General features: G+C 72.1%; 25 protein-coding genes and 1 pseudogene. 13 read left to right on the top strand and 13 right to left on the bottom strand.

What is annotated here, in order from left to right; all coding sequences use genetic code 11:
• Nucleotide 1 precedes the first annotated feature (1 nt).
• Entirely contained in the window at nt 2-784 is a 783-nt protein-coding gene (locus LNW71_RS12415) for a thioesterase family protein (protein ID WP_250968294.1), read from the top strand.
• A 112-nt stretch (nt 785-896) separates the two neighbouring features.
• On the opposite strand, the gene LNW71_RS12410 is transcribed toward LNW71_RS12415, so the two are convergent.
• Entirely contained in the window at nt 897-1,487 is a 591-nt protein-coding gene (locus tag LNW71_RS12410) for a DUF1707 domain-containing protein (protein WP_250968293.1), read from the bottom strand.
• 49 nt (nt 1,488-1,536) lie between these two features.
• On the bottom strand, nt 1,537-1,941 hold the full coding sequence (locus LNW71_RS12405; RefSeq protein ID WP_250968292.1) for a hypothetical protein: 405 nt from the start codon (nt 1,939-1,941) through the stop codon (nt 1,537-1,539).
• A 123-nt stretch (nt 1,942-2,064) separates the two neighbouring features.
• Here LNW71_RS12405 and LNW71_RS12400 point away from each other — a divergent pair, with 123 nt between their 5' ends.
• The gene (locus tag LNW71_RS12400) at nt 2,065-2,841 is read left to right on the top strand and encodes a helix-turn-helix transcriptional regulator (RefSeq protein ID WP_250968291.1); all 777 of its coding nucleotides are present in this window, start codon (nt 2,065-2,067) and stop codon (nt 2,839-2,841) included.
• The gene (locus LNW71_RS12395) at nt 2,838-3,086 is read left to right on the top strand and encodes a DUF397 domain-containing protein (protein WP_250968290.1); all 249 of its coding nucleotides are present in this window, start codon (nt 2,838-2,840) and stop codon (nt 3,084-3,086) included. Before LNW71_RS12400 ends, LNW71_RS12395 begins: the two co-directional genes overlap by 4 nt.
• Before the next feature lie 36 nt (nt 3,087-3,122).
• Here the strand turns inward: LNW71_RS12395 and LNW71_RS12390 are convergent, their stop codons facing one another.
• On the bottom strand, nt 3,123-3,707 hold the full coding sequence (locus tag LNW71_RS12390) for a hypothetical protein (RefSeq protein ID WP_250968289.1): 585 nt from the start codon (nt 3,705-3,707) through the stop codon (nt 3,123-3,125).
• Nucleotides 3,708-3,716: 9 nt separating this feature from the next.
• On the bottom strand, nt 3,717-4,628 hold the full coding sequence (gene htpX, locus LNW71_RS12385) for a zinc metalloprotease HtpX (protein ID WP_250968288.1): 912 nt from the start codon (nt 4,626-4,628) through the stop codon (nt 3,717-3,719).
• Between the two features lie 271 nt (nt 4,629-4,899).
• Here htpX and LNW71_RS12380 point away from each other — a divergent pair, with 271 nt between their 5' ends.
• Complete coding sequence (locus tag LNW71_RS12380) at nt 4,900-6,108, top strand: cytochrome P450 (RefSeq protein WP_250968287.1); 1,209 nt, start codon at nt 4,900-4,902, stop codon at nt 6,106-6,108.
• Between the two features lie 29 nt (nt 6,109-6,137).
• Nucleotides 6,138-6,326, top strand: coding sequence for a ferredoxin (locus LNW71_RS12375; RefSeq protein ID WP_250968286.1), 189 nt, complete (start codon nt 6,138-6,140; stop codon nt 6,324-6,326).
• A gap of 53 nt (nt 6,327-6,379) precedes the next feature.
• On the opposite strand, the gene LNW71_RS12370 is transcribed toward LNW71_RS12375, so the two are convergent.
• Nucleotides 6,380-7,096, bottom strand: coding sequence for a pyridoxal 5'-phosphate synthase (locus LNW71_RS12370; RefSeq protein ID WP_250968285.1), 717 nt, complete (start codon nt 7,094-7,096; stop codon nt 6,380-6,382).
• 77 nt (nt 7,097-7,173) lie between these two features.
• Between LNW71_RS12370 and LNW71_RS12365 the strand changes: the two genes are divergently transcribed.
• Nucleotides 7,174-7,452 (top strand): type II toxin-antitoxin system prevent-host-death family antitoxin, encoded by a 279-nt coding sequence (locus tag LNW71_RS12365; protein ID WP_250968284.1) that lies wholly within the window; start codon nt 7,174-7,176, stop codon nt 7,450-7,452.
• A complete protein-coding gene (locus LNW71_RS12360; protein WP_250968283.1) occupies nt 7,445-7,849 on the top strand; it encodes a type II toxin-antitoxin system VapC family toxin in 405 nt (134 codons plus the stop codon). Before LNW71_RS12365 ends, LNW71_RS12360 begins: the two co-directional genes overlap by 8 nt.
• Nucleotides 7,850-7,901: 52 nt before the next feature.
• On the opposite strand, the gene LNW71_RS12355 is transcribed toward LNW71_RS12360, so the two are convergent.
• Nucleotides 7,902-9,071, bottom strand: coding sequence for an acetyl-CoA acetyltransferase (locus LNW71_RS12355; protein ID WP_250968282.1), 1,170 nt, complete (start codon nt 9,069-9,071; stop codon nt 7,902-7,904).
• A gap of 164 nt (nt 9,072-9,235) precedes the next feature.
• Here LNW71_RS12355 and LNW71_RS12350 point away from each other — a divergent pair, with 164 nt between their 5' ends.
• Both LNW71_RS12350 and LNW71_RS12345 read left to right on the top strand, forming a co-directional pair.
• Entirely contained in the window at nt 9,236-10,603 is a 1,368-nt protein-coding gene (locus LNW71_RS12350; protein ID WP_250968281.1) for an acyl-CoA dehydrogenase family protein, read from the top strand.
• Nucleotides 10,603-11,133 (top strand): nitroreductase family deazaflavin-dependent oxidoreductase, encoded by a 531-nt coding sequence (locus LNW71_RS12345; RefSeq protein WP_250968280.1) that lies wholly within the window; start codon nt 10,603-10,605, stop codon nt 11,131-11,133. The genes LNW71_RS12350 and LNW71_RS12345 overlap by 1 nt, the downstream gene beginning before the upstream one ends.
• Nucleotides 11,134-11,424: 291 nt before the next feature.
• On the opposite strand, the gene LNW71_RS12340 is transcribed toward LNW71_RS12345, so the two are convergent.
• Nucleotides 11,425-12,072, bottom strand: coding sequence for a TetR family transcriptional regulator (locus LNW71_RS12340; RefSeq protein ID WP_250968279.1), 648 nt, complete (start codon nt 12,070-12,072; stop codon nt 11,425-11,427).
• 308 nt (nt 12,073-12,380) lie between these two features.
• On the opposite strand from LNW71_RS12340, the gene LNW71_RS12335 reads away from it, so the two are divergent.
• Both LNW71_RS12335 and LNW71_RS12330 read left to right on the top strand, forming a co-directional pair.
• Entirely contained in the window at nt 12,381-13,181 is an 801-nt protein-coding gene (locus LNW71_RS12335) for a VOC family protein (RefSeq protein WP_250968278.1), read from the top strand.
• Nucleotides 13,182-13,360: 179 nt separating this feature from the next.
• A complete protein-coding gene (locus LNW71_RS12330) occupies nt 13,361-15,745 on the top strand; it encodes a PQQ-binding-like beta-propeller repeat protein (protein WP_250971977.1) in 2,385 nt (794 codons plus the stop codon).
• Nucleotides 15,746-15,938: 193 nt separating this feature from the next.
• Here LNW71_RS12330 and LNW71_RS12325 read toward each other — a convergent pair.
• Nucleotides 15,939-16,601 (bottom strand): annotated as a pseudogene (locus LNW71_RS12325) (hypothetical protein); the annotation flags it as partial.
• A 241-nt stretch (nt 16,602-16,842) separates the two neighbouring features.
• On the opposite strand from LNW71_RS12325, the gene LNW71_RS12320 reads away from it, so the two are divergent.
• The gene (locus tag LNW71_RS12320; RefSeq protein WP_250968277.1) at nt 16,843-17,385 is read left to right on the top strand and encodes a hypothetical protein; all 543 of its coding nucleotides are present in this window, start codon (nt 16,843-16,845) and stop codon (nt 17,383-17,385) included.
• Between the two features lie 24 nt (nt 17,386-17,409).
• Here the strand turns inward: LNW71_RS12320 and LNW71_RS12315 are convergent, their stop codons facing one another.
• The 3 genes from LNW71_RS12315 to LNW71_RS12305 are packed head-to-tail and all read right to left on the bottom strand — an operon-like array spanning nt 17,410 to nt 19,790.
• A complete protein-coding gene (locus LNW71_RS12315) occupies nt 17,410-18,189 on the bottom strand; it encodes an enoyl-CoA hydratase/isomerase family protein (RefSeq protein WP_250968276.1) in 780 nt (259 codons plus the stop codon).
• A 6-nt stretch (nt 18,190-18,195) separates the two neighbouring features.
• Nucleotides 18,196-18,636 (bottom strand): OB-fold domain-containing protein, encoded by a 441-nt coding sequence (locus LNW71_RS12310; protein WP_250968275.1) that lies wholly within the window; start codon nt 18,634-18,636, stop codon nt 18,196-18,198.
• 5 nt (nt 18,637-18,641) lie between these two features.
• Nucleotides 18,642-19,790 carry a lipid-transfer protein gene (locus LNW71_RS12305; RefSeq protein ID WP_250971976.1) on the bottom strand — a complete coding sequence of 383 codons (1,149 nt, stop codon included), beginning with the start codon at nt 19,788-19,790 and terminating at the stop codon, nt 18,642-18,644.
• Nucleotides 19,791-19,891: 101 nt separating this feature from the next.
• On the opposite strand from LNW71_RS12305, the gene LNW71_RS12300 reads away from it, so the two are divergent.
• The gene (locus tag LNW71_RS12300) at nt 19,892-21,448 is read left to right on the top strand and encodes a FadD3 family acyl-CoA ligase (RefSeq protein WP_250968274.1); all 1,557 of its coding nucleotides are present in this window, start codon (nt 19,892-19,894) and stop codon (nt 21,446-21,448) included.
• Between the two features lie 93 nt (nt 21,449-21,541).
• On the opposite strand, the gene LNW71_RS12295 is transcribed toward LNW71_RS12300, so the two are convergent.
• Together LNW71_RS12295 and LNW71_RS12290 are read right to left on the bottom strand one after the other, a co-directional pair.
• On the bottom strand, nt 21,542-21,706 hold the full coding sequence (locus LNW71_RS12295) for a hypothetical protein (protein ID WP_250968273.1): 165 nt from the start codon (nt 21,704-21,706) through the stop codon (nt 21,542-21,544).
• 206 nt (nt 21,707-21,912) lie between these two features.
• Nucleotides 21,913-24,873: an AfsR/SARP family transcriptional regulator gene (locus LNW71_RS12290; protein WP_250968272.1), complete on the bottom strand. Its 2,961-nt coding sequence runs from the start codon at nt 24,871-24,873 to the stop codon at nt 21,913-21,915.
• Between the last annotated feature and the right edge of the window lie 188 nt (nt 24,874-25,061).

Below are 25,061 nucleotides of genomic sequence, written 5' to 3'. Positions count from 1 at the left end.
AATGGACACCGGCAGCTACTACGAGCGCATCGATGAGCACCGCTACAAGCCCACCGCCCACGCGAGCGGCGCGTGGAGCACGGACGAAGTGCACTTCAGTCCGCTCGGCGGCCTCATCGCCCACGCCATCGAAGGCCACTTGGCCGACCGGCCGGGAGACGGCCTTGTGCTGTCCCGGATCAGCTTCGACATCCTCGGGCGCCTCGCTCTGGACGAGTGCGAGATCCGGGTCGAGACCGTGCGGCCCGGCCGCACCATCGAGTTGGTCGAAGCCGTCGTCCTCATCGCCGACCGCCCCGTCGTACGCGCCAGGGCCTGGTGCCTCGCCTCCGGCGACACCGCCGCCGTCGCCGGAGGCGAGGCCGACAGGCTCACGCATCCTGGGACGCTCGCGTCCTGGGCCATGGGCGACGTCTGGCCCGGCGGCTACATCGCCTCCCTCGACGTACGCCCCCTCGCACCTCCGCTGCCGGGCCGCGCGACCGCCTGGATCTCCACGCCCCTCGACCTCGTCGCGGGCGAGCCGGCCAGTGCGCTCGCGTCCTACCTCGCACTCGTCGACACCGCCAACGGCATTGCCGTACGCGAGCAGCCCACCGCCTGGATGTTCCCCAACGTCGACCTGACCGTCCACCTGCACCGCCGGCCCGAGGGCCGCTGGACCGGGCTCGACACCACCGTCGTCTTCGGCCCCACCGGCCAGGGCATCACCAGCACCGTCCTGCACGACATCAACGGACCCGTAGGCCAGGCCCAGCAGATCCTCACCGTCCGGCCGGTCTAGGGACTTTCGTTCGGAACAGGCCGGGTCAGGGAGCGGGGTCCGGTGCCGGGGCACGCGAGACCGGCATGATCCAAACGAGAGGTCCTGGCCAGGACGCGGCCGGGGCGGCCGTTCAGTGCGACAGTTCCTTGCGCTGCTTGCGGCGTTCCCGGAGGTTGGGGTGGCGGACGACCACACCGCCCATGCCGCACGTACCCGTGATCCGGAGCACCGGTGTGCCGGGCAGCCGTTCGCCCGAGGTCTTGTCCTTCAGGCCGCCGAGCCCGAGATCGAGCGCGTCGGTTTCCGCCTTCCACCCCACCGGGACCGCGATCCGCACCCCCGCCATCTGCGCGTCGACCTCCACCTCGATCTCGCGCAGCCGGCACTCGGCCTGGGTGAAGTCGAGGCGTACGCCGCCCATGCCTCCGTACGCGAGAATCCGCGGCGGCACCTTCCAGCGGCCCGTCCGTGTCGCGCCGTGCACGCCGCCCTGCAGCGTCAGCGGCTCGCCCGAGTCGAACACCGCCGGCCCGAGATCGTCGGTGAGCGGCACGAGTTCGCCGCAGGTCTTGGCGGCGAACTCGTGCCCGAGGCGGGTATCCAGCTCGTCGAGGTCGATCCGGCCCTCGGCCGCCGCCTCCCGAAGCTGTTCCACGACTTCTTCGCGGTCGGCGTCGGAGGCGCGCATGCGTCCGGCGGATCGCGCGGGCTCTGCAGTCATGCAGCCGATAACAGAGGCGCGGTGACGTGAGGGCAGGCCGCGCGTCCGGCTACTCCTCGGGTACGAGCTGGGCCGTCACCACCCCGTGCAGCAGCTCCGCGTCCACGAAGTCCCCCGCCTCCGGAGCCCCGCACCGCCAGCTCAGCGGATAGGTGTTGCCGTGCGGCGCCGGGATGCCCACGTACTGGTCGCGGGCGGCCGGGCCGAAGCACGTCGCGCCGGGCGGCCAGTCGAAGTCCTGGCTCGCACCGGGCGCGAGCAGGAAGTACGTCCACCGCGCACCCGCGATCTCCCGCACCACGGGCCCCGGTTCGCCGTCGGTCAGGGTCGCCAGATGGTGCAGGACCGCCTCGCCCCGCACGCCGCGCAGCCGGATGGCGTCGAAGTGGATCCCGGTGAGGTGGAGTTGAAGCCCCGAGGCGGGTACCCATTCGGGGAGTTTCTTCTGCGTCATGGCTACGAGCATTCCCGTGGTTGCGTAGCGTGACCAGGAGGACGCGGTCCACATCGGGGCGATGTGGGGAGGGCGGAGGCGGCTGTGGGGACGAGTGGTGAGACCACACACGGGCGGCGACTGGTGGGGGAGTTGATCCGCATCCACCGGTCGCGGGCGGGGCTCACGCAGAAGGAGGCGGCGGAGCAGCTGCTGATCTCCGAGTCGCTGATGGGCGCGGTCGAGCGCGCGGAGCGCATCCCCTCGCGGGACCTGCTGGTCGATGCCGACGAGTCGTTCGGGGCGGACGGTGCGCTGAAGGCGTGCTGCGAGCTGGTGGACGAGGAGAAGTACCCGGCGAAGTTCCTGGACTGGGCGAAGCTGGAGCGCACCGCGCGGGTCATCAGCGCCTACGAGACGATGCTGATCCCGGGCCTGCTCCAGACGGAGAACTACGCGTACGCGCTGTACCGGTCGCGCGTACCGGCGTACTCCGAGGCTCAGATCGTCCGTCACGTCGAAGCGAGGCTGGAGCGGCAGGCGGTGCTCGCGCGCACGACTCCGCCGCGCATCGGATACGTCATCGAGGAGTCGGTCCTGGACCGGATGCTGGGCGGGCCCGAGGTGCTGAAGGAGCAACTGCGGCACGTACTCGACTGCATGAAGCGGTTCAACCACCTGACGGTGCAGGTGATGCCGTCGACCCAGCACACCCACGCGGGGTTGAACGGGCCCATGCAGTTGATGTCCACGTCGGAAGGGCGCACTTTGCTGTTCGCGGAGGGGCAGGGCGGCGATAGGTTGATCTCGAAGCCTGAACAGGTGGGTGACATGTTCGACCTCTTCGGCATCCTGCGGGCGCAGGCGCTCAACCCGTGGAAGTCCGCGGAGATCATCGAGACGAAGGTGGGGCAACTGTGAGCCACGGACCCGGGCTGACCTGGTTCAAGTCCAGCTACAGCAACAACGAGGGCGGGGCCTGCATCGAGGTCGCCTACGCCTGGCACAAGTCCAGCCACAGCGCCGGCGAGGAAGCGGCCTGCGTCGAGGTAGCCGCCTGCCCGCACACCGTGCACGTCCGCGACTCCAAAATCACCGACGGCCCCACCTTCGCCGTGGCCCCCGCCGCCTGGACCGCGTTCCTGGGCCACGCGGCGAACGGCTGACCGAAACTCCCGTGGACGCGGGGGCGGGCGGCGGCCTCACAGCCCCGGCGCCCCCCACACCGGGAACCACCGGGCCAGGTCCTTCTCCACCCGCAAGTCGTCCCCGAGAGCGGCCCGGACCTCCAGTTCGAGCGGGTTGTCGCGCTTCTCGCCGCTGCCCGGCACCGGGGCGAACGGATAGAACGTGCCGCGCTTGTAGAGGTAGACGAGCGCCAGCGGACGGTCCCGCGCGTCCCGGAAGCCGATCAGCGAGCAGAGCAGCTGCGGGCCGAAGCCGCCGTCCTGGAGCAGGGTGTTGACCGCGTGCAGGTCGTTGACCAGTGCGGCGGTGTCCTCGGCCGGCTGCCGGGCGAGCAGCCAGGTGTAGCCGTACGAGTCCTGGCTGAACTCCACCGGGACACCGCCGCGCCCGGTGTCCGCGTCCAGCAGCTCCCGTACGTCCTGCTGGATACGGGCGAAGGTGCCGCCCTCCACGCCCGCGAAGCACACCGAGCCGAGACCGGTCGGGACGAAGCCCGTGGCCGCCTGGAGGGTCAGGGCGGCGGACGGGACGGCGAAGAGCTGGTCGAGGTCCGGGCGGACCGGCTTGCTGCGGCCCAGGATCGTGTCGAGCAGGCCCACGGGGGCTCCTTACGGGCGGGCGAGGTCGGCGGAGATGCGGGCCAGCTGGTCGAGGCGCTGTTCCAGCGTCGGGTGCGAGGAGAGCAGCCGGCCCAGGCTCTCCTTGGCGGAGAAGGCGGGGACGAAGTAGAAGGCGTTGTACGGCTCCGCCTTCCGCAGGTCCTCGGTCGGGATCCGGGCCATCTGGCCGCTCACCTTGGTGAGGGCGGAGGCGAGGGCGGAGGGCCGGCCGGTGAGCAGGGCGGCGGTGCGGTCGGCGGACAGTTCCCGGTAGCGCGAGAGCAGCCGGGTCAGCAGGAAGCTCAGGGCGTAGACGACCGCGCTGATCAGCGGGATGAGCATGATCGCGATGCCCATGGGGTCATTGCTCCGGCTGTTGCGGGCGAACCCGCCCCACAGGGCGACGCGGGTGATGATGCCCGCGAGTACACCGAGGAACGAGGCGATCGTCATGACGGCGACGTCGCGGTGCGCGACGTGCGACATCTCGTGGGCGAGGACGCCTTCCAGCTCCTCCGGCTCCAGCCTGCGCAGCAGGCCGGTGGTCGCGCAGACCAGGGCGGTCTTCTCGCTCCGGCCGGTGGCGAAGGCGTTCGGCACGTCGCTCTCGGCGATGGCCACCCGGGGTTTGGGCATGTCGGCAAGGGCGCAGATCCGGTCGACGGTGCCGTGCAGTTCCGGCGCCTGCTCGGGCGTGACCTCGCGGGCGCCCATGCTGAAGGCCGCGATGCGGTCGCTGAACCAGAACTGGGCGATGAACAGGCCCCCGGTGATGATCAGGATGATCGGCCAGGCGCCACGCAGCACGGCGAGCAGTACGCCGACCAGGACCACGTACAGCAGACCGATCAGGAACATCGTGGTGACCATGCGTGTGGTCAGACCGCGGTCCGGGGCGTACCGGCTACGGGTTCGGGCCATGGGTGACCTCCAGTCCTCGCCTGTCTCCCATAGTGCTCCTCCACCGTAGAAAGTGGATAAGGCCGCCCGGCAGGCATGGCGCACGAACGGCACGCCCGGCAGGCGGCCGGCACGGCCGGGCGACGGTGGGACATGGCGGGGCAGCCACCGCTCGGCCGGGCCGCGGGCGGCGGTTCGGGCATTTGGCCGAACTCTGCCTAGCAGATTAGGTGCCTGGGGCATCTAGTGGACAGTGATCGGTAGGACTCCCCCTCTCATTGCGAGGCCCGCCATGGCAGAGACCGAGACCGTCGCCTTTCCGCAGAACCGCACCTGTCCCTACCACCCGCCGACGGGATATCCGAGTGAGAGCCGAGGGCAGCGGGCGGTGTCCCGCGTCGAGCTGTTCAACGGCCGCACGGCCTGGCTGGTGACCGGGCACGCCGAGGCGCGTGCGCTCCTGGTGGACCCGAGGCTGTCGTCCGACCGGGAGAATCCCGCGTTCCCCCTGTTCGCCCGGCGGCTGGCCGAGACGACCCAGCGGCGCGTCGAGCTGCTCGGCCTCGACGATCCGGCGCACAACGTGCAGCGCCGGATGCTGATCCCGAGCTTCACGCTGAAGCGGACGGCGGCCCTCCGGCCGCAGATCCAGGAGACCGTGGACAGCCTGCTCGACGCGATGGTCGCGCAGGGGCCGCCGGCCGATCTGGTCGACGCCTTCGCGCTGCCCGTGCCGTCCATGGTCATCTGCGCGCTGCTCGGGGTGCCCTACACGGACCACGAGTTCTTCGAGGCCCAGTCCCGCAAGCTGCTCCGCGGCCCCGCGGCCGGTGATGTCGAGGCGGCGCGGGACGCCCTGGACGAGTACTTCCGCGAGCTGATCGAGCGGAAGCGGCGCGACCCCGGCGAAGGACTGCTCGACGAGCTCATCGCCAAGCAGCTGGAGACCGGGGCGCTGGACCGCGACGAGCTGGTGCGGCTGGCCGAGATCCTGCTGGTGGCGGGCCATGAGACCACCGCGAACATGATCTCCCTCGGCACCTTCACCCTTCTCCAGCACCCGGAGCAGCTGGCCCTGGTACGGGACTGGGGCGGCGGGGGCGGGAGCGGGGTGCCTGCCGCGGTGGAGGAACTGCTCCGCTTCCTGTCCATCGCCGACGGGCTCTCCCGGGTGGCCGTCGAGGACATCGACGTCAGCGGGGTGACGGTCCGGGCCGGGGACGGCGTCATCCTGTCCACGGCGGTGATCAACCGGGACGAGGCCGTGTATCCGTCGCCTGACGAGCTGGACCTCGGCCGCAGCGCGCGCAACCACGTCGCGTTCGGGTTCGGGATCCACCAGTGTCTGGGCCAGAACCTGGCACGGGCCGAACTCGAGATCGCGCTGCCCGCGCTCTTCAGCCGCCTTCCCGGCCTGCGGCTGGCGGCACCCGCCGAGGAGATCCCTTTCAAACCGGGGGACACGGTCCAGGGACTCCTTGAACTGCCCGTGACGTGGTGACCGGAATCCGAGCGGAAGGTCCTGCTGAGATGCAGATCGACATCGACAGGGACGTATGTATCGGCGCGGGCCAGTGCGCGCTCGCCGCCCCGAAGGTGTTCACCCAGGACGACGACGGGCTCAGTGAACTCCTGCCCGAGTCCGGAGCCGCCCGCACCGGCCCCATGGTCGGTGAGGCCGCCCGCGCCTGCCCCGTACAGGCGATCAGCGTCAGCTGACCTGGCGGGCAGCGGGCAGCGGGCGGACGGAGAAGGGCACAGGCGCCCGTGCGTCAGGGCCAGAGCAGTTCCCGCTGCCAGCCCCCGGGTCCGGCGTCGGGCCCCGCCCCCGACCCTGCCCCCGGCTCCCGGCGGTAGCGCAGCCGTACGTGCCGCCGCCGGGCATCGCCCTGGAAGAACTCGACCTCGTGCGGATCGACCACATACCGCGTCCAGCTCGGCACGTCCGCGTCGGGCTCGGTCCGGGCCCGCTCCCAGGCGGCATCGGATGCCCGGGCCAGTTCCTCGGACGAGCCCAGCACCTCGCTCTGCCGCCCCACCAGCGCCGATGCCAGCGCCCCGGTCGAGCGGACGTGCAGATCGGCCCGGCTCTCGGCGGCCCCGGCCGCGGTGACCGGCCCGCGGACCCGCACCTGCCGCCCCTGCGCGGGCCAGTAGAAGCCGAGCGCGGCGTACGGGAGGCCGGCGAGCTGGCGGCCCTTCGCGCTGGTGGCGTGCGTGGCGAAGTGCCAGCCGCGCTCGTCCGCGTCGTGCAGCAGCAGCGTCCGCACGTCGGGCAGTCCCTGCGCGTCGACCGTGGCCAGGGTCATGGCGTGCGGCTCGGCCTGCCCGGCGGCCACCGCCTCGGCGAACCAGGAGTGGAAGAGGGGGAGGGGCGTCGGCGGTGCGGTGGCCGGGTCGAAGGCGGGGAGTGCGATGTCCCAGACGCGCTGGGCGTGGAGCAGGTCGAGGAAGGTGCGCCGTGAGGTGGTGAGGGATGCATCGGTCATGCGGCCATTGCATCTCATGAACCCAGTCGGCATCGAACGGCGTAGCACGATGAGACACGCAGCGCTACGCTGAAGGCATGAAGACCATTACACAGAGAGAGTTCCGGAACCGGTCCGCGGATGTCATGAACGCCGTGGAGGCGGGCGAGATCTTCCACATCACTCGCAACGGGATAGAGGTCGCGGAACTCCGGCCACTCACGCGCAAGCGGAGGCTGAGCGCGGAGGAGCTGGTGGCCCGGCATCGGCGGCTTCCCCGTGTGGACGGTGCGCTGATGCGCCGCGAAGCGGATGAGTTCTTCGGCGACGAGGACCGGGCAGGCGATGACGATCCCTGGGAGCGCGCGCGTGGCTGAGCGCTACGGTGCGGGCGTGCTCGACACCTGCACGTACATCGACCTCGACCTGTTGAGTGCCGAGGATCTTCCCGCCTTTCCGGCGCTCACCGCCGTGACGATGGCCGAGCTCCAGCAAGGTGTGGCGATGGCCGGTGACCCGGCCGGACGGGCGGCGCGGATGGAGAAGCTGGGCGCTGCCGTGGCCGACTTCGAGCCGCTCCCCTTCGATGGAGAGGCAGCTGCCCGATACGGGAGTCTGGTGTCCCTTGTTGTGGCTGCCGGCCGTAACCCCCGCCCCCGACGTATGGGCCTCATGATCGCTGCCATTGCTTCTGCCCGGGGGCTGCCACTCTTCACCCGCAATGCGGGCGACTTCAAGGGGCTGGAAGGCGCACTCATCGTCGTTGCCGTGTGAACATGCCGGGCCGGGCTGAGGTCAGGCCGACTGACTCCTCACCCCAACACCCTCACCCCCTCCCCAGCACCACCGTCCCGGACGAGCAGAACCAGCCGCCCGTGCCGGACGCCACCGCCAGTTCCGGAAGCCGCCCGCCCGCCTTGCGCACCTGCCGTGCCCCGGCCTCGCCGCGCAGTTGACGTACCGCCTCCACCAGCAGGAACAGCCCGCGCATCCCGGGGTGGCAGGCGGACAGGCCGCCGCCGTCCGTGTTGACCGGGAGCTCGCCGGTCAGGCCGGTGCGGCCCTTCTCCACGTACGCGCCGCCCTCGCCCTTCGCGCAGAACCCCAGGTCCTCCAGCGTCACCAGCGTCATGTAGGTGAACGCGTCGTAGATCTCGGCCAGGTCGATGTCGGCGGGCCGCACCCCCGCCCGCTCGAAGGCCAGCCGGCCCGACACCGCGGCGGGGGAGACCGTGAAGTCGTCCCATTCGGACATGGTGGAGTGCGAGACGTGCTCGCCGGTGCCGAGGATCCAGACGGGCGCCTTCGCGGTGTCCGGTACGTACTCCTCGGCCGCCAGCAGCACCGCACAGCCGCCGTCGCTGCGGATGCAGCAGTGCAGCTTGGTGAACGGGTCGGCGATCATCGGGCCGGACAGCACCTCGTCCACGGTGACCGGTTCGCGGAACATCGCGTCGGGATTGGCCGCCGCGTTCGCGCGGGCCTGCACCGCCACCTCGGCGAGCTGCTCCAGGGTGGTGCCGTACTCGTGCATGTGACGCCTGGCGGCCATCGCGTACTTGGCGATCAGTGAGTGCCCGTACGGCACCTCGAACTGGAGGGGGCCGCGGGCCCCGAAGGAGAGGTTCGACGTGCGGCGGCCCGCCTTGATGTCCGCCCGCGCTGTCGACCCGTAGACCAGCAGAACGGCATTGGCGCGGCCCGCCGCGATGGCGTCCGCCGCATGGGCCGCCATCACCTCCCAGGTCGATCCGCCGACCGAGGTGGAGTCCACCCAGGTGGGCCCCAGCCCCAGGTACTCCGCGACCTCGACGGGGGCGAGCGTGCCGAGTCCGGCGGAGGCGAAACCGTCGACGACCGACCGGTCCAGACCCGAGTCGGCGAGTGCCCGGCGGGCGGCCTGGGCGTGCAGGGCGTACGGCGTGGCCGTCTCGACGCGACCGCAGTCCGCGAGGGATATGCCGACGACAGCGACCTTGCGGGGGAAGGAAGGCATAAATCTGACGGTACATCAGATCGGGGGGAGGTGAGCCGGGCTACAGGGGAGGGATCTTGCGACTCCGTCACGGTGCGCGGCTCTGGGCATCTCGCAGAATCACCCCTAGCATGACGGCCCGTCAGATCAGAGGCCGTCGGCCTCTGAGGGGAAGGAGTCCGACGATGGATGCCGCCTTGACCGCGGAACAGGACGAGATCCGCCGCACCTTGCGCGAACTGCTGGCCAAACACAGCGGCCCCGACGACGTCAGGAACGCCGTGGCCACGCAGGACGGGTACGACGCCCGGCTGTGGCACCGGCTCGCCCGGGACCTCGGACTGCCCGGACTCGCCCTCCCGCAGGAGTACGGAGGCGTCGGCTGCGGCCCCGCCGAGCTCGCCGTCGTCTGCGAGGAGACCGGCCGCGCACTGCTGCCCTCCCCGCTGCTCGCCACCGCCGTGCTCGCCGCACCCCTGATCCTCGCCCTCGGCACCGCGGAGCAGAGCGCCGCCCTGCTGCCGCCCGTCGCGGCGGGCGAGCTCACCGCGGCCCTGGCCGTCCCCGGCGGCTCGCTCGCCACCGCCCTCGGCCTCACCGGCGACCCCACCGGCGGCACCTGGGCGGGCGGCGGCCGCGCGGGCGGCGTGCAGGCCCGGCCGGCCGGGGACGGGGGGTGGCGGCTGTACGGGGAAGCCGCTCGGGTGCTGGACGGTCACAGCGCCGGACTGCTCCTGGTCGCCGCGCACGCGGGCGGCTTCCCGCGCAGCCGCACCCTGCTGTTCCTGGTCCGGACGGACGGGCCGCAGCCTCCCGCCGGAGTCGTCCGCACCCGGCAGACCTCGCTGGACGAGACCAGGCCGCTCGCCCGGATCCAGCTGCGCGAGGCGGCGGCCGAACTCCTCGGCGCCGACGACACCCTGGACGCGACGGCCGTCCTCGCCGTGGTCGGCCGTGCCGCGGCCGCCGCACTCGCCGCCGAGGCGGTGGGGGCGGCGGCGAGCGCGTTGGACCGGACGGTCGAATACGTCGGGGAACGCGAACAGTTCGGCCGCGCGATCGGCTCCTTCCAGGCTGTGCAGCACCGCCTCGCGGACCTGTACGTACGGGTGCAGTCGGCCCGCTCCGCGGCGTACTACGCGGCCTGGGACCCGGAGGCCGGCGGGCTCGCACTCGCCCAGGCGCTGGAGGCGCTGCGGATCACCACCGCGGAGGCCGTGCAGCTGCACGGGGGTATCGGCTTCACCTGGGAGCACGAGGCACACCTGTACTTCAAGCGGGCCGCCGCCGACGAGCTGCTCCTCGGCCCCGTCCACCGGCTCCGCGACCACGCGGCGCAGCAGGCCGGTCTCTTCGGACCGGAGCCGGGCGCACGGGGGCCGGGCGCACGGGGGCCGGCCGATCACGAGCCGGCCGACCGGGGGCCGGCCGATCAGGGACCGGCCGATCAGGGACCGGCCGATCAGGGACCGGCCGATCAGGGACCGGCCGATCAGGGACCGGCCGACCAGGGGCCCGTCGACCTGGGACCGGCCGATCGGGTGGCGGTCTGATGGCGCCCGGCGTCCGTCTCGTCCAGAAGGTCTCGTCCACCCGGGCCTTCGCCCGGATCGCACCCCATGTCGTGCCCGCGATGGACCGCACGGTCCACCGGCTCACCCGCGGCCGGGTGCTGCTCAGCGCGCAGATGCTGCCGGGCGTCGTCCTGACCGTGCCGGGGGCGCGGAGCGGGCAGCTCAGGACCACCCCGCTGGCCTGCATGCCGGAGAAGGGACGCGGCAGCGGCAGTGGCGACGGGCATGGCAGCGGTGAGGGGGGTGGCAGCTGGATCCTGGTCGGCAGCAACTTCGGCCGTGCGGGGCATCCGGCCTGGACGGCGAATCTGCTGGCGCATCCGGACGGGGCCGTCATCAGCTGGAAGGGGCACGACATCCCAGTGCGGGCCCGGCTGCTGACGGGCGACGAGCGGGCGGTGGTGTGGGAGGCGGCGCTGAAGTTCTGGCCGCCCTACGCGGCGTACCAGGCGCGGATCGACCGGGAGATCCGGCTGTTCCGGCTGGAGCGGCGCGACGGTCAGGCGTGAGGAGTGCGGTGGACCGGGGTGCGGGCTGCGACGGTCCGAGGTGGAGGGTGCGCCGTTCGGGGTGCGGGCTGCGACGGTCCGAGGTGGAGGGTGCGCCGTTCCGGGGGAAGTCTGCGCCGTTCCGGGTGAGGGCTGGGCCGGTCGGGGTGGCCGCCGGGGCGGTTCGCTCCGGCCCACCGGTGTCCGGGTACGCCGACGGCGGACCACCTGCGTGGTCCGCCGTCGGTGAGACAGGACCTGGGGCGCCCGGGATCACCACGCGTCGCCCAGTACGGGAATCCGGCGCGGGCGCTACTTCGTCGGCTTCTTGCCGGTGATGCCCAGGTGTACCAACAGCGCGAGATTCGGCTTGAGTTCGGCCTGCTTGACGCCCCAGGTGGTGAAGCCCTTCTGGTGCGAGGCGACCGCGGCCAGCATCGCCACCAGGGAGCCGGCCATCGCGGCGGCGCTGATGTCCTTGTCGACCTTGCCCTTGGCCTGGAGGTCCTTCACCGAGTCCGTAAGGGAGTTGGTGACGGAGTTCAGGATCTTCATGCGGATCTTGTAGAACCGCTTGTCGCCCTCGGCCGCGCCGAGGTCGACCACGCGCAGGATGGCGTCGTTGCGCCGCCAGAAGTCGAGGAATCCCTCGACGAGTTCTTCGGCTGTCTGCCAGCCCGACTTGCCGACCCAGGAGCGTCCGGCGACCAGTTCGGTCAGTCCGGCGCCCTCCTTGGCCATTTCTTCGGCGATTTCGAGGACGGCGCCCTCGACGTCGGGGAAGTACTGGTAGAAGGTCGCGGGTGAAGTCCCCGCCTTCCGGGCGACGTCGATGACTTTGACGTCCCGGTACGGCGAGGAGCTGAGCATCTCGCTGAGGCAGTCGAGCAGCTTCTGCCGCGTCGCCTGTCCGCGTCGACCGGCCACGCGGCCGTCGACGGTGCGTACTTGTCCTGTCATGCCGTCAGCTTACCGACGGGTGATCGGAGCGCGATTCGGCCGACTGCAAATGGGGAGGGGCGCAGGCGTGGTGGGGGGAGTGGACGGTTTCCGGTGATGTGCCCCGGGATCGCCAGGCGGTTCCCACAGCTTGATTAATGTTATCAACAGCCTGTGGACAACTTCCGTGGATAACTTTCCGTGACGACAGCGCCCTGGAACGTCTGTATCGAATGCGTGTTCGCATCGGGAAGGTCGGGGCGCGGCCACCGCGGCCCACGGCTACGTTGGGTGTGACGAGCGTCACCGCGAGGGAAGGATCCGGGCTCATGGCCGCATTCGCGCAGTCCGCGCCGTGCTGGGTGGATGTGCAGCTCCCCGACCTCGAAGCGGGCAAGCGCTTCTACGGTGAGCTCTTCGGCTGGACCTTCCGGGCGGGCGACGGGCCCTACGCCGACGCCCTCAGCGACGGAAAGCTCGTCGCCGCACTCGCCGCCAAGCAGGACGGCCGGATGCCGACCGCCTGGGGCATCTACTTCGCCACCGAAGACATCACCGCGTCCGTCGCCCGGATCCGCGAGTGCGGCGGTCAGGTGATCACCGACCCGGTCCGGGCCGGCCGGTCCGGGGCGCTCGCCCAGGCCGCCGACCCCGGCGGCGCGGTCTTCGGCCTCTGGCAGGCCGGTGAGCGCAAGGGTTTCCAGAAGCAGAACGAGCCGGGCTCCTTCTGCTGGACCGAGGTCTACACCCGGCAGAAGGACCGCGTGGACCCCTTCTACGAGAAGGTCTTCGGCTTCCGCTCCACCGACCCGGACGAGGTGGGCTCCGGCGCTCCGGGCACGGACGAGGCGCGCATCGACTTCCGCATGTGGTCGCCGGCCGGCACGGAACCCGGGCCGGACACCGCGGTCGGCGGCCGCAGTGTCATCACCGACGCGTTCCCGGCCGTGCTGCCGAGCTACTTCCTCAACTACTTCGCCGTGGCGGACTGCGACGCGTCGGCCGAGACCACCGTCCGGCTGGGCGGCCGGGTCCTGGAACCGCCCTTCGACATCCCGTACGGGCGGATGGCGGTCCTCCAGGACAATCAGGGCGCCGTGTTCGCCGTACTTCAGCCACCGCTGTCCTGATACCGCCCATAGTGACCTATGACACCCCGATCCGCCCCCGGGTTCGCAACCGGCGCCTCGGCCAGGAACAATCGGGGTGCGCACCGCCAGGTGGTGCTCAGTGGTGAGACGCTGCACAGGGCGGGTTTTCGCGGGCCTCTGTCGACTGAGGTTCCGTACGGGGAGGTGGCAGGCAAGTGGTGGAGCAGCTGACGCAGCACGACCCGAGGCGGATCGGCCCGTTCGAGGTGCTGGGACGGCTCGGGGCCGGCGGCATGGGGCTGGTCTATCTCGCACGCTCGGCTTCGGGCCGGCGGGTGGCGATCAAGACGGTACGTACGGAACTGGCCGAGGACCAGCTGTTCCGGGTCCGCTTCACGCGTGAGGTGGAGGCCGCCCGCGCGGTCAGCGGTTTCTACACGGCGGCCGTGGTGGACGCCGATCCGCGCGCCGCCGTGCCCTGGCTCGCCACCGCCTACGTGCCCGCGCCCTCGCTCGAAGAGATAGTGAATGAGTGCGGGCCGATGCCGACCCAGGCGGTGCGCTGGCTGGCCGCGGGCATCGCCGAGGCCCTGCAGTCCATTCACGGTGCGAAGCTCGTCCACCGCGACATGAAGCCGTCGAACGTGCTCGTCGTCGAGGACGGTCCCCGGGTGATCGACTTCGGGATCGCGTCGGGTGTCTCCAACACGCGGCTCACCATGACGAACGTGGCCGTGGGCACGCCCGCGTACATGTCTCCGGAGCAGGCGCGCGACTCGCGCAGTGTCACGGGCGCCAGCGACATCTTCTCGCTCGGCTCGACGCTCGTCTTCGCCGCGACCGGACATGCCCCGTTCCACGGGGCCAACCCGGTCGAGACGGTCTTCATGCTGCTGCGTGAGGGCCCCGACGTCAGTGGGCTGCCCGACGACCTGAGACCGCTGATCGAGTCCTGCATGCAGATGGACGCGGCGCGCCGGCCCACCCCCGCCGAGCTGCAGTCCGAGCTCGCCCCGCACCTCTTCGCCTCCGGCGGAGACGACAGCGGTACGGCGTCGGCCTGGCTGCCGACCTTGGCCACCGAGATGATCGAGCAGCGCCGCGGCGGCGGACGCTCGGTCGCCCCCGCGCCGCCTGTCACGCCGGCGCCCGCGCCGCCCCCGCCCAAGCAGGCGCCGGGCGCGGACTGGGACACCGCCTGGCGCAGCGGTGCGGACCTGCGCACCCCGGATGCGGCCCCCGCGCAGGCACCCGACGCGGGCGGTCCGGTACGGCTGCCCGGTGCGCAGGTGCCGATCGGCCCCGGTCCACGTGCCAAGGACGTACGGGCCACGGCCGCATCCGCCGAGGCCGCCCCGGCGACCGGCTGGATCCGCCCGCCCGCCGGTGTGAACGGCGCGGTCGCTGCTCCGGTCGCCCCGGTGCCCGCTCCGGCGCACGCGCCCGACAGCGCGCCCTCCGGTCCGGAACGCTGGCGCCCGTGGCGGTTCCGGATGTCCAACGACGTGTGGGGGACCCCGGTCGTCGTCGGTGACCTGCTGTACGTCACCTCCTTCGAGGTGCACGCGCTGGACGTCGGCAACGGGCGGCGCCAGTTCAAGACCCGTGACGTGGCCTGGGCGATGGCCGTGGAGGGCGGCCGTATCCACGCCTCCGACGGCCCGTCGCTCTACGCCCTGGACGCGGCCACCGGCGCCGAGCGGTGGCGGCTGCAGACCGATGCGTGGGTGTACTCGCTGAAGGCCGACCGCGGCACGGTCGTCACCGGCACCCGGGGCGGCGGCGTCCAGGCCTGGGAGGCGTCCTCCGGCGAGAAGCTCTGGGAGACCACCGGAGCGCAGACGGACTTCGAGACCGCGGAGGCCGGGCCGGCCGTGCACGACGGCACGGTCTACCTCTGGCAGGACGCCCGGCTGCGGGCCGTGGACGCCCGTACGGGCTCCGAGCGCTGGTCGTACCCGGTCGGCGACGCGGCCTCCTGCGGCGGGGTGCCGGTCCGGGTGACCCCGGCGCCGGACGGCTATGTGTACGTCTCCGCGGGCACCCGGGTCCTCGCGCTGGACATCGGTTCCGGCCGGGTGCGCTGGCACTTCGAGTCGCCCGCGGTCTTCCTCTCGGCGCCCGCCTTCGCGCCCGGCCCGGCGGTCACCGGCGGCGGGGTGTACCTCGCGGACTACCTCGGCACGGTGTACGCGCTGGACGCCTCGACCGGCAAGGACCGCTGGCGCATCGCCACGGAGGCCCGCCAGTCCATCGAACCGGTGCTGGTCGTGGCCGGGAACGTCCATGTCGGCAGCGGCAGCGCGCTGTACACGCTGGACGCGGTGACCGGCACGCCGAAGTGGCGGTTCGCCGCGGGGGGCGAGGTGGTGGGCGCGCCGGTCGTCGCCGACGGCCGGGTCCACTTCGGCTCCGCCGACCACGTCCTGTACACCCTGGACGCGGCGGGTGGCCAGCTCCGCTGGAAGCTCGCCACGGGCGGGGAGATCACGGGGTCGCCGGTGGCGCAGGGCGGAGTGGTCTACGCGTGCAGCAAGGACCGCTGCGTGTACGCGCTGGACGCGCTGAAGGGCACCGGCACGGGCAACAGGGCCCGCACGTAGGGCTTCCCGCCGACACCCCCAGCCGTCCGGCGTTTGAGGGAACCTGGGGGTTGGGGGCCGGTGCGGAAAAGTGCCGGGTGCGTCCGGCGGGGCCGCTTGTCCTCAATCGCCGGACGGGCTGGAAAGAGCCGGACGGGCTGGAAAGGGCCGGACGAGCCGGCGAGGGCAGACGGGGCTGGAGACCGCTGCTAGCGCGGGGGCGGGGGTTGTTCGGAGGCCAGGGGCCGTTCGGGTCCTGGGTCGGGTACGGCGCCGTCTCCTGCTCATCCGCATCACGCGGCGGCCCCGCGGACGGCCCCACATACGGCTCCGCCTCCGGCTCGGGCCAGGGGCTGGTCTGCACCGACGGGCCCGGCTCCCGCGTCGGCGGCCACGTGTCGGGATCCGCCGACCCCGGCGCCACGTACGGCCTGCTGCGGTCCGCCCGCGCGCCGAGCCGCCGGCCGGGCCGCCCCGACATCAGCGCCGCCCCCAGCAGGAGCAGCACCCCGCCGGCCGCCGCGCCCGCCGCGCCCTGCTGCAGCCCGGAACCGTCACCCGCGATCGTGAGCTCCCCGGCCGCCTGGCCCTGCCGGACCATCCACAGCACCGTGAACCCGAGCACCACCAGGCCCGCGAGGGCCACCAGCAGCCGGGACCGCAGGATCACGCCGACGACCGTCACGACCGCGGCGAAGAGGAAGGGCAGCCAAATCGAACCGAACAGGCCGGGATGCGCCCCGGTGACGCCGGTGAACAGGTCACCGATCCGGTAGTGCCGCCCGAGGCGGCCGTCGTACCAGTCACGGAAGGGGCTCAGCACGGCGGCCGCCGCTCCTGCGAGAGCGACGATCGAACCGAGGACGTTACGGATCATCTCCGGCCTCCTGCGGTCGTGCCGTGCGCCGCCGGCCGGCGACGCGGGTCAGTCCCGCTCTCGCCTCGACGCTACGCCGGGGGCATGACCCACGCCACCAGACGATGACGAGACCGTGACAGGGCCATGACCGGGCCGCCGGTCTGCACGGCCCATGCTGTGCGTTACGGTGTCGCGCGGCCGTCCCCAGCAGGGGCCGGGCCACGGGAACACGAGCGACAACACAAGGGGGGCGGCATCGATGATGCGGCAGCACATGAAACTGACGGTGGTACTGGTCGCGGTGGTGCTCGCGCTCACCGGCTTCTCCAGCTCCAGCCACGGCCACGGCAGCAAGAGCAGGAAGTCCAGCAGCAGCAGTGGCGGCGGATGTTCCAACTCGAAGAAGAGCAACGGCACCTACCACGACACCGACTACGACGACGATGACGACTACAGCTCGTCGAGCAGCTCGTCCAGCGGCTCCACCTACGGGACCGCGACCCCCAGCGCCACCGCGACCGACGCGCCCCGCGCCTACGTCTTCCGCTGCGCGCAGCCCCGCAAGGGCAAGCGCAAGGCCGTCACCACCTCCACCGTGCGGCTCACCGCGACCGCGGCCGGCAGCCACAACTACCAGGTGGACGTGACCTTCCTCGACGCGCTCGGCAACACCGTCGACACCGGCAGGCTGAGCGTGGACGCGGACGGCGGCGAGACCAAGACCGTCGCCGTCCGGATGGACAGCCCGAGCAAGGTGTCCCGCGTGAGGAAGTGCTCGGTCACGGCCGAGCTCAGCTACTGACGGGCCCAGGAACCCGCCCCGCGCTCACCTGAGCCGCGGCTCGCCGCCACCCCTGCCCCGTCTCCCGAACAGCTCCGCCTGCCGCTCCGGCGCCAGGTTGCCGAGTGCGATCAGGTGCGGGGCATGGGCCAGTGCCTGCGTCCTCGCCGCCTCCTTCGCGGACCAGACGGCCCGGACCGTCCCCTGGACCGCCCCCGTCGGGTACGAGGCGATGACCGCCGCCGCCCGCAGTGCCGCCGCCACCGCGCCACCGGGCGGGGTGACCTCGCTGACCAGCCCGGTCTCGTAGGCCCGGCGGGCCGTGACCCGTTCGGCCGTCCCCATCAGCGACATCCGGGCGACCTCGCCGAACGGCATCCGCTGGGCCATCGAGATCGCCTCGTACGCGCTGACCATGCCGTACGTGGTGTGCGGGTCGAAGAACGTCGCCTCCTCGGACGCGATGACGAACTCCGCCTCACCCAGCAGGTAGAACGCCCCGCCGCAGGCCATCCCCTCCACGGCCGCGATCACCGGCTTCCACAGGTCGTTCGCCTTCGGCCCGATCGACAGCAGCGGATCGTCGATCGTGTACGGGGACGGAGGCTGCGGGATCTCCACGCCCCGGTCGATCCCGGTGCAGAACGCCCGGCCGCCCGCGCCGGTCAGCACGACGGCCCGTACCTCCTCGTCGTACCGGAAAGCCCGCCAGGCAGCGGCGAGTTCGGCGGCCGTCGTGAGGTCGATCGCGTTGTGTCTCGCCGGCCGGTCCAGGGTGAGCAGCGCGACCCCGGTCTCCTTGTCCGTCTCCGTGCGCAGCGCCATCGCCGCTCACCGCTCCAGCAGCCAGCGGACCAGGGTCACTTCGGGGGAGACGGGGCAGAAGACCGCCTTCACCGCGGCCCCGATCCGCAGGCGTGCCGGGTCGACCGAGTCGAGCGGCGCGTCCGGCCCGCTCACCACGTTGCCGACCAGCCGGATCTCCGGGGCATCGGCCAGCTCGACCACCACGGCGTTGTACGGGGCCTGCGCCGCGTAGGCGGGCAGCAGCGGCGGATGCGGCAGCACGTACGACCAGATGCGGCCGCGTCCGCTCATCACCCGCCACTCGCTCTCGAACGACCGGCAGTGCGGGCAGCACGGCCGCGGCGGGAAGCGGAGCCGTCCGCAGTCCGGGTCGGCGCACGCCTGGACGCGCAGTTCTCCGCGGGCGGCGTACTCCCAGAAAGGTGCGCCGTCCTCGTCCACGACGGGCAGCAGCAGTCCGTCCATCTCGGTCAGCTCCTCAGCAGTACGGCGGATGTGGGCACGCCCTCCCCGGCGGTGACCAGGCAGGTCGAGGCGTCCGGGACCTGGGCGGTGGAGGTGCCGCGCAGTTGCTTCACGCCCTCGTTGATGAGGTTGAAGCCGTGCACGTAGCCCTCGCTGAGCCCGCCGCCCCCGGTGTTGACCGGCAGCCGCCCGCCGCTCTCCAGCGCCCCGCCCTCGGTGAACGCGGCGCCCTCGCCGCGCCCGCAGAATCCGTACCCCTCCAGGGAGAGCGGGATGAGCGGGGTGAACGCGTCGTAGATCTGGGCCACATCGACGTCGTCGGGCCCGAAGTCGGCCTGCTTCCAGAGCTGTCGGGCGGCCGCCCAGGCCGGTCCGGTGAGCGGGTCGTCGTTCCAGTAGTTGACCATCCCGTGGTGCTGGGCGGGCAGCCCCTGGGCGACGGAGTGCAGGTAGACGGGCTTCTGCCGGCAGTCGCGGGCCCGCTCCGCGGAGACGACGACGCAGGCCAGCGCCCCGTCCGTCTCCAGGCAGTTGTCGAAGAGGCAGAGCGGCTCGCTGATCCAGCGCGAGGTCATATACATGTCGCGGGTCAGCGGCCGGTCGAACATCACCGCCTCGGGGTTCTGGTTGGCCCGGTTGCGGCAGGCCAGCGCGACGTTGAAGAGGTGGTCGCGGGTCGCCCCGTACTCGTGCATGTACCGCCGTGCCAGCATCCCGATCTCGTCGGCGGGCCGCAGCAGCCCGTACGGCCGGGTCCACTGGGCGGGCGTCGGCAACTGCACCGCGGTGTTCTTCCAGGGGCGCGGCCCCGACCCGCGCTTGCGTGACCGCCAGGCGACTCCCACGCTCGCCTGCCCGGTCGCGACGGCCGCGGCCAGGTGCGCGAGCGTCGCGCAGGAGCCGCCGCCGCCGAACCCCACCTTGCTGAAGAAGGTGACGTCACCTGCCCCGATGGCCTTGGCGACCTCGACCTCGTCGGTCTCCTCCATCGTGTACGAGGCGAACGCGTCCACCTCCGACGCGGCGATCCCCGCGTCGTCGAGCGCCGCGACGATGGCCCGGCAGGCCAGGGTCTTCTCCGACTCGGGCAGGTGTTTCGCGAACCGCGTCTGCCCTATGCCGGCTATCGCTGCCTTGTCCTTGAGCGTCGCCACCGCCACCTCCGAGGCCGTCATGACTGCTGACAGCGGAGGAGGCTACAGCTAATCTGACGGATAGTCAGCTATTGCGGTTCTGTTCGGCGGGAGGGCATGCGATGCGCGGCGACGAGGAATGGTCCACCGTCCCGAATCTGGTACGGGCGGCGGCGCGACGGTACGGCGACCGGGAGGCGGTGGTCGAGGGCCGCACCAGGATCACGTACACGGAGCTGGGCGAACGCGTGGAGCGGGCAGCCGCCGCGTGCATGGCCTCGGGCGTGGAGCCGGGGGACCGGGTCGCGGTCTGGGCGCCCAACACGGCGGACTGGATCGTCTCCGCGCTGGGGGCGGTGACGGCCGGCGCGGTCCTGGTCCCGCTCAACACCCGCTTCAAGGGCACGGAGGCGGCGTACGTCCTGGAACGGAGCCGCGCCAAGCTGCTCTTCATCACGGGCACCTTCCTCGGCACGTCCTACGTGGCGTCCCTGCGCCGGGCGGCGACCGCACTGCCGCACCTGGAGAAGGTGGTGGTGCTCGCCGACACCGCGCCCGACGACTACGTCACCTGGAAGGACTTCCTGGCCTCCGGGGAGCGGGTCGCGCCCGAGGCGGTCCGCACCCGGGCCGCCACCATCGCGCCTTCGAACCCTTCCGACATCATCTACACCTCCGGCACCACGGGCCGCCCCAAGGGGGCGGTCATCAGCCATGCCCAGACCCTGCGCTGCTACGCGATCTGGAGCGACCTGGCCGGCCTGCGCGAGGGCGACCGCTATCTGATCGTGAACCCCTTCTTCCACACCTTCGGCTACAAGGCGGGCGTCATCGCGTGCCTGATGCGGGGGGCCACGATGATCCCGCAGCCGGTCTTCAACGTGGACACGGTGCTCGCCAACATCGCCGCCGAGCGCATCTCGGTCCTCCCCGGCCCGCCCACCCTCCACCAGTCCCTCCTCGACCACCCGGCCCGCGCCTCCCACGACCTCTCGGCCCTGCGCCTGGTGGTCACGGGAGCGGCGGTAGTGCCGCTGCAACTGGTGGAGCGCCTGCGCACCGAACTCGGCATCGACACGGTCCTGACCGCCTACGGCCTCTCCGAGGCGAGCGGCATCGTCACCATGTGCCGTCGCGGCGACCCGCCCGCCACGATCGCCTCGACCTCGGGCCGGCCGATCCCCGGCACGGAGGTCCGGGTCCTGGCCGCCCCCGGTGAGCCCGGCGAGATCCTGGTCCGCGGCTTCCACGTGATGCGGGGCTACTTCGAGGACCCGGAGACCACGGCCGCCACCATCACGTCCGACGGCTGGCTGCACACCGGCGACGTGGGCGTCCTGGAGGAGGACGGCAGCCTCCGGATCACGGACCGGATCAAGGACATGTTCATCGTCGGCGGCTTCAACGCCTACCCCGCGGAGATCGAACAGCTGCTGGGCCTGCACCCGGACGTGGCCGATGTGGCCGTGATCGGCATCCCCGACCCCCGCCTCGGCGAGGTCGGCAAGGCCTACGCGGTGCGCCGCCGGGGCGCGACCGTGACGGCGGACGACCTGATCGCCTGGTCGCGGCGGGAGATGGCGAACTACAAGGTGCCCAGGGCGGTGGAGTTCGTCAGCGAACTGCCGCGCAACGCCAGCGGCAAGGTGGTGAAGGGGGAGCTGCGGGGGCGGGGATAACCCCGGCTCCCCCGTTCCCGGCCACGCGGACGCACAGCGGCCGCGACGGCTCCCCCTCCGCGCCGCCGCGGCCGTTCCCCGTGCTGGTTTGGTCTACTTGGCCGGCTTGAACGGCTCCGACGTGGCGTGCTGGTCCAGAGTGGTTACCTCTTCGCCCGTCGCGTGCTGATCCTGCGTCGTGACCGGGGCCGCCGGCTCACCGGTCGCGTGCTGGTCAGCGGGCTTGGTGATCGGGTCCTGCTTCTTCGCGTCGGCCATGATGGTCAACTCTCCCTCTCTGGGTGCACTGCGCACTGACTTGACGAGGCCCGTCCGGCTGTTCCCCCGTGGACTGCCGGACGGGCCTCTCGGGCCGCTCACATTAATCCTGCGGCCGCTGTCGCCCCCGTCTGCCCCCCGACGCGACGGATCGACAGGTACGACAATGGCGTCCCGCGATAAACGAACGATGAACGCGCCGTGCGTCAGGCGGCCGCGGCCGGAGCGAGCAGGGACCGGACGGCCTCGGCCTCGGGGGAGTCGAGTTCCTCGTAGATGCCGAGGGCCTCACGCCAGCAGACCCGGGCCCGTCCGGTCTGACCGATTCCGTCGAGTGCCCGCCCCAGGACGGTCAGTACGTTTCCGCGCCGCCACTCGCCGCCGATGCCCCGCAGGACGGTGAGTGCCGACTCGGAGTACTGGGCCGCCTGGGCGAAGTGCCCGGCGGCGATGTCGACCTCCGCCAGCCGGAACAGCGTCATGCCTTCCCAGAGTCTCTGCCGGCTGTCCCGGAAGACCTCCAGTGCCTCGTTCAACTGGGCCGTGGCGGAGGCGAGCTGCATGCTCTGCGTCAGGGCCATCCCCAGGGCGTAGCGTGCGTTCGCGCCGCGGAGCGCGTGCCGCAGGGAGTCGTAGATCTCGATACCCGACCGCGCGAGCGTGATGGCGCTCGGCGTCCGGCCGGTGGCCAGGTGAATGCGCGAGAGGTTGCACAGGGCGCTGGCCTCGCCCGGGCGGTTTCCGTCGCTGCGGAACGCCTCGATGGCCTGCGTCAGGAAGGCCTCGCCGTCGGCGTGACGGTTCTGGTAGAGGGCGATGATGCCCCGGGCGTTGGCTGCCCAGCAGATGGGGAGCAGGTCCTTGACCGTGTCCGCCAGCCGCATGGCCTCCTGCGCCTCTCGGTCGGCGCGGTCGAAGCGTCCGGCCAGCTGGTGCACATTGGCCAGTGACATGACCGCCCGGCCCTCGGCCCGGGGGTCACCACAGGCCCGCGAAGCCTCCCTGACCGTGAGTGCCGCTGCCTCGTACTGCTTCGAGTTCGCCCCCGACTCACCCAGATCGAGTGCGGCGTAGAGAAGATCGACGGCGCGGCGCAGAGTCGCGGGGCGGGAGGCCTGGCAGACGCACGCGAGCAGATTGGTCGCCTCCGCGTAGAGCCAGTCCAGGGCGGCGTGCCGGTTCCCGAACGACAGCCCCGCGTGCTCCGTCGGCTCCAGGTGATCCACCAGCCGGTCCCCCGGCCGCTCCAGCGCGTACACCCCCGCGGCCGTCGCCAGATAGAAGTCCAGCAGCCGCGACAACGCCATCTCGCGCTCCACCGGCGGCTGCTCGTCCCGCTCCGCGCAGGAGCGCGCGTAGAGCCGGACCAGGTCGTGGTAGCGGTAGCGGCCGGGCGCTGCGGACTCCAGGAGCGACGTGTCGACCAGGGCCTCCAGCAGGTCCTCCGCCGTGTGCGGGTCCAGGTTCAGCAGGGCGGCCGCCGCGGCCAGGGAGATGTCCGGGCCGTCGGCGAGGCCCAGGAGGCGGAAGGCGCGGGCCTGCGCGGGTTCCAGCTGGCCGTAGCCGAGTTCGAAGGTGGCCTTCACCGCGAGGTCGCCGGCCTGGAGTTCGTCCAGGCGGCGGCGCTCGTCGGCGAGCTTGGCGGCCAGCACCGAGACCGTCCAGGTGCGGCGGGCGGCCAGCCGGGAGGCGGCGATGCGGATGGCCAGCGGCAGGAAGCCGCAGGCGGCGACCACGTCCAGGGCGGCCTTGCGCTCGGAGTTGATGCGTTCCTCGCCCACGATGCGGGTGAAGAGCTGGAGCGCCTCCTCGGGGGACATCACGTCCAGGTCGACCAGGTGCGCGGCGGCCAGGTCGACCATCCGGACCCGGCTGGTGATCAGCGCCGCGCAGCCCGCGGTGCCGGGGAGCAGCGGGCGGATCTGGGCCGCGTCGTGGGCGTTGTCCAGCAGGACCAGGATGCGGCGGCCGTCGAGCGTGGAGCGGTAGAGCGCGGCGCGTTCGTCGAGGGAGTCGGGGATCGAGGAGTCCGCCGCGCCCAGGGCGCGCAGGAAGGCGCCGAGGACCGTCTCCGGCTCGGCGGCGCGGGAGCCGGCGCCCTGGAGGTCGACGTACAGCTGCCCGTCCGGGAAGTGCTTGCGGGCCTGGTGGGCGACGTGCACGGCCAGGGTCGTCTTGCCGACGCCGCCGATGCCGGCCAGCGCGGAGACCGCCATGACGGAGCCGTCGGAGGTGACGAGGCGGTCGCTCAGCTCCCGTACGAAGGCGGCGCGTCCGGTGAAGTCGGGCACGGTCGCGGGGAGTTGCGCGGGACGCACCGGTGCGGCCGCCGGGGCGGGCTCGTCGGGCGGACGGGCGAGTTCCTCGTCGGCCCGCAGGATGCGGGCCTGGAGCTGGGCGAGTTCGGGGCGCGGGTCGACGCCCAGTTCCTCGGCGAGCAGCCGGCGGGTGTCGGCGTACACGGCGAGGGCCTCGGCCTGCCGGCCGCTGCGGTACAGGGCCACCATCAGCAGCTCGCGCAGCCGTTCGCGCAACGGGTGCGCGGCGGTGAGCGCGGTCAGTTCGGAGACGGCCTCCGCGTGGCAGCCGACCTCCAGGTCCAGGTCCAGACGCGTCTCGGTGAGCTGGAGCCGCCACTCCTCCAGCCGGGTGCGCTGGTTCTCGGCGTACGGGCCGGGCACGGAGGCCAGCACCTCGCCGTCCCACAGGCCGAGCGCCTGGTTCAGCAGCGTCCGGGCCCGGCCGCGGTCGCCGGCCGCACGTGCCTTCTCGGCGTCGGCCGCCAGCTCCTGGGCCACGGTCACGTCGAGGGCGTCGTGCCGGGTGCGGATCGCGTAGCCGCCGGAGTCGCTCGCCAGCGTCTGCGGGTCCAGGACCTTGCGGAGCCGGGAGGCGTACGTCCGTACGGCGGCCAGCGCCTGGGAGGGCGGCTCGTCGCCCCAGAGGGCGTCGATGAGCTCGGCGGCGGTGGCGGTGCGGCCGTCCCGCAGCAGGAGCGCGGCGAGCAGGGCGCGCTGCATCGGTGAGCCCGAGGGGAGCACCTCGCCGCCCCGCCAGGCCCGTACCGGGCCGAGTACGGAAAAGCGCAGGCCGGCGTCGTCGGTCGGCTGCCGCTGCGGAGCTCGCTGCTCCGGAACACGCATGCGCGGCCCGTTGTCACGGTCCATTGCTGCCCCCTGTCCTGCCCTGCGCACTGCCAGTACCGCTCCGCACTTGTCCGGACACCGCCAGGGAGATCCGGATTGCTCCATACCGTTGGTATCGCCGTCAACAGTCTGCCTTGTGAAGGGCGGAGACGTCAGCAGTGGGTGACTCTCTGCACAAGCCCTCGACAACGATTGTGGAACGGAGCCCC

Origin of the sequence: Streptomyces sp. RKAG290 (assembly GCF_023701695.1) — a bacterium.
Taxonomy (GTDB): Bacteria; Actinomycetota; Actinomycetes; order Streptomycetales; family Streptomycetaceae; genus Streptomyces.
This window is presented reverse-complemented; position numbering and strand designations above follow the sequence as displayed.

Coding starts and splice junctions, on each gene's coding strand:
- LNW71_RS12415 (WP_250968294.1), top strand. CDS start 2: ATGGACACCGGCAGCTACTACGAGCGCATCGATGAGCACCGCTACAAG.
- LNW71_RS12410 (WP_250968293.1), bottom strand. CDS start 1,487: ATGACTGCAGAGCCCGCGCGATCCGCCGGACGCATGCGCGCCTCCGAC.
- LNW71_RS12405 (WP_250968292.1), bottom strand. CDS start 1,941: ATGACGCAGAAGAAACTCCCCGAATGGGTACCCGCCTCGGGGCTTCAA.
- htpX (WP_250968288.1), bottom strand. CDS start 4,628: ATGGCCCGAACCCGTAGCCGGTACGCCCCGGACCGCGGTCTGACCACA.
- LNW71_RS12380 (WP_250968287.1), top strand. CDS start 4,900: ATGGCAGAGACCGAGACCGTCGCCTTTCCGCAGAACCGCACCTGTCCC.
- LNW71_RS12375 (WP_250968286.1), top strand. CDS start 6,138: ATGCAGATCGACATCGACAGGGACGTATGTATCGGCGCGGGCCAGTGC.
- LNW71_RS12370 (WP_250968285.1), bottom strand. CDS start 7,096: ATGACCGATGCATCCCTCACCACCTCACGGCGCACCTTCCTCGACCTG.
- LNW71_RS12365 (WP_250968284.1), top strand. CDS start 7,174: ATGAAGACCATTACACAGAGAGAGTTCCGGAACCGGTCCGCGGATGTC.
- LNW71_RS12355 (WP_250968282.1), bottom strand. CDS start 9,071: ATGCCTTCCTTCCCCCGCAAGGTCGCTGTCGTCGGCATATCCCTCGCG.
- LNW71_RS12350 (WP_250968281.1), top strand. CDS start 9,236: ATGGATGCCGCCTTGACCGCGGAACAGGACGAGATCCGCCGCACCTTG.
- LNW71_RS12345 (WP_250968280.1), top strand. CDS start 10,603: ATGGCGCCCGGCGTCCGTCTCGTCCAGAAGGTCTCGTCCACCCGGGCC.
- LNW71_RS12340 (WP_250968279.1), bottom strand. CDS start 12,072: ATGACAGGACAAGTACGCACCGTCGACGGCCGCGTGGCCGGTCGACGC.
- LNW71_RS12335 (WP_250968278.1), top strand. CDS start 12,381: ATGGCCGCATTCGCGCAGTCCGCGCCGTGCTGGGTGGATGTGCAGCTC.
- LNW71_RS12320 (WP_250968277.1), top strand. CDS start 16,843: ATGATGCGGCAGCACATGAAACTGACGGTGGTACTGGTCGCGGTGGTG.
- LNW71_RS12315 (WP_250968276.1), bottom strand. CDS start 18,189: ATGGCGCTGCGCACGGAGACGGACAAGGAGACCGGGGTCGCGCTGCTC.
- LNW71_RS12310 (WP_250968275.1), bottom strand. CDS start 18,636: ATGGACGGACTGCTGCTGCCCGTCGTGGACGAGGACGGCGCACCTTTC.
- LNW71_RS12300 (WP_250968274.1), top strand. CDS start 19,892: ATGCGCGGCGACGAGGAATGGTCCACCGTCCCGAATCTGGTACGGGCG.
- LNW71_RS12295 (WP_250968273.1), bottom strand. CDS start 21,706: ATGGCCGACGCGAAGAAGCAGGACCCGATCACCAAGCCCGCTGACCAG.
- LNW71_RS12290 (WP_250968272.1), bottom strand. CDS start 24,873: ATGGACCGTGACAACGGGCCGCGCATGCGTGTTCCGGAGCAGCGAGCT.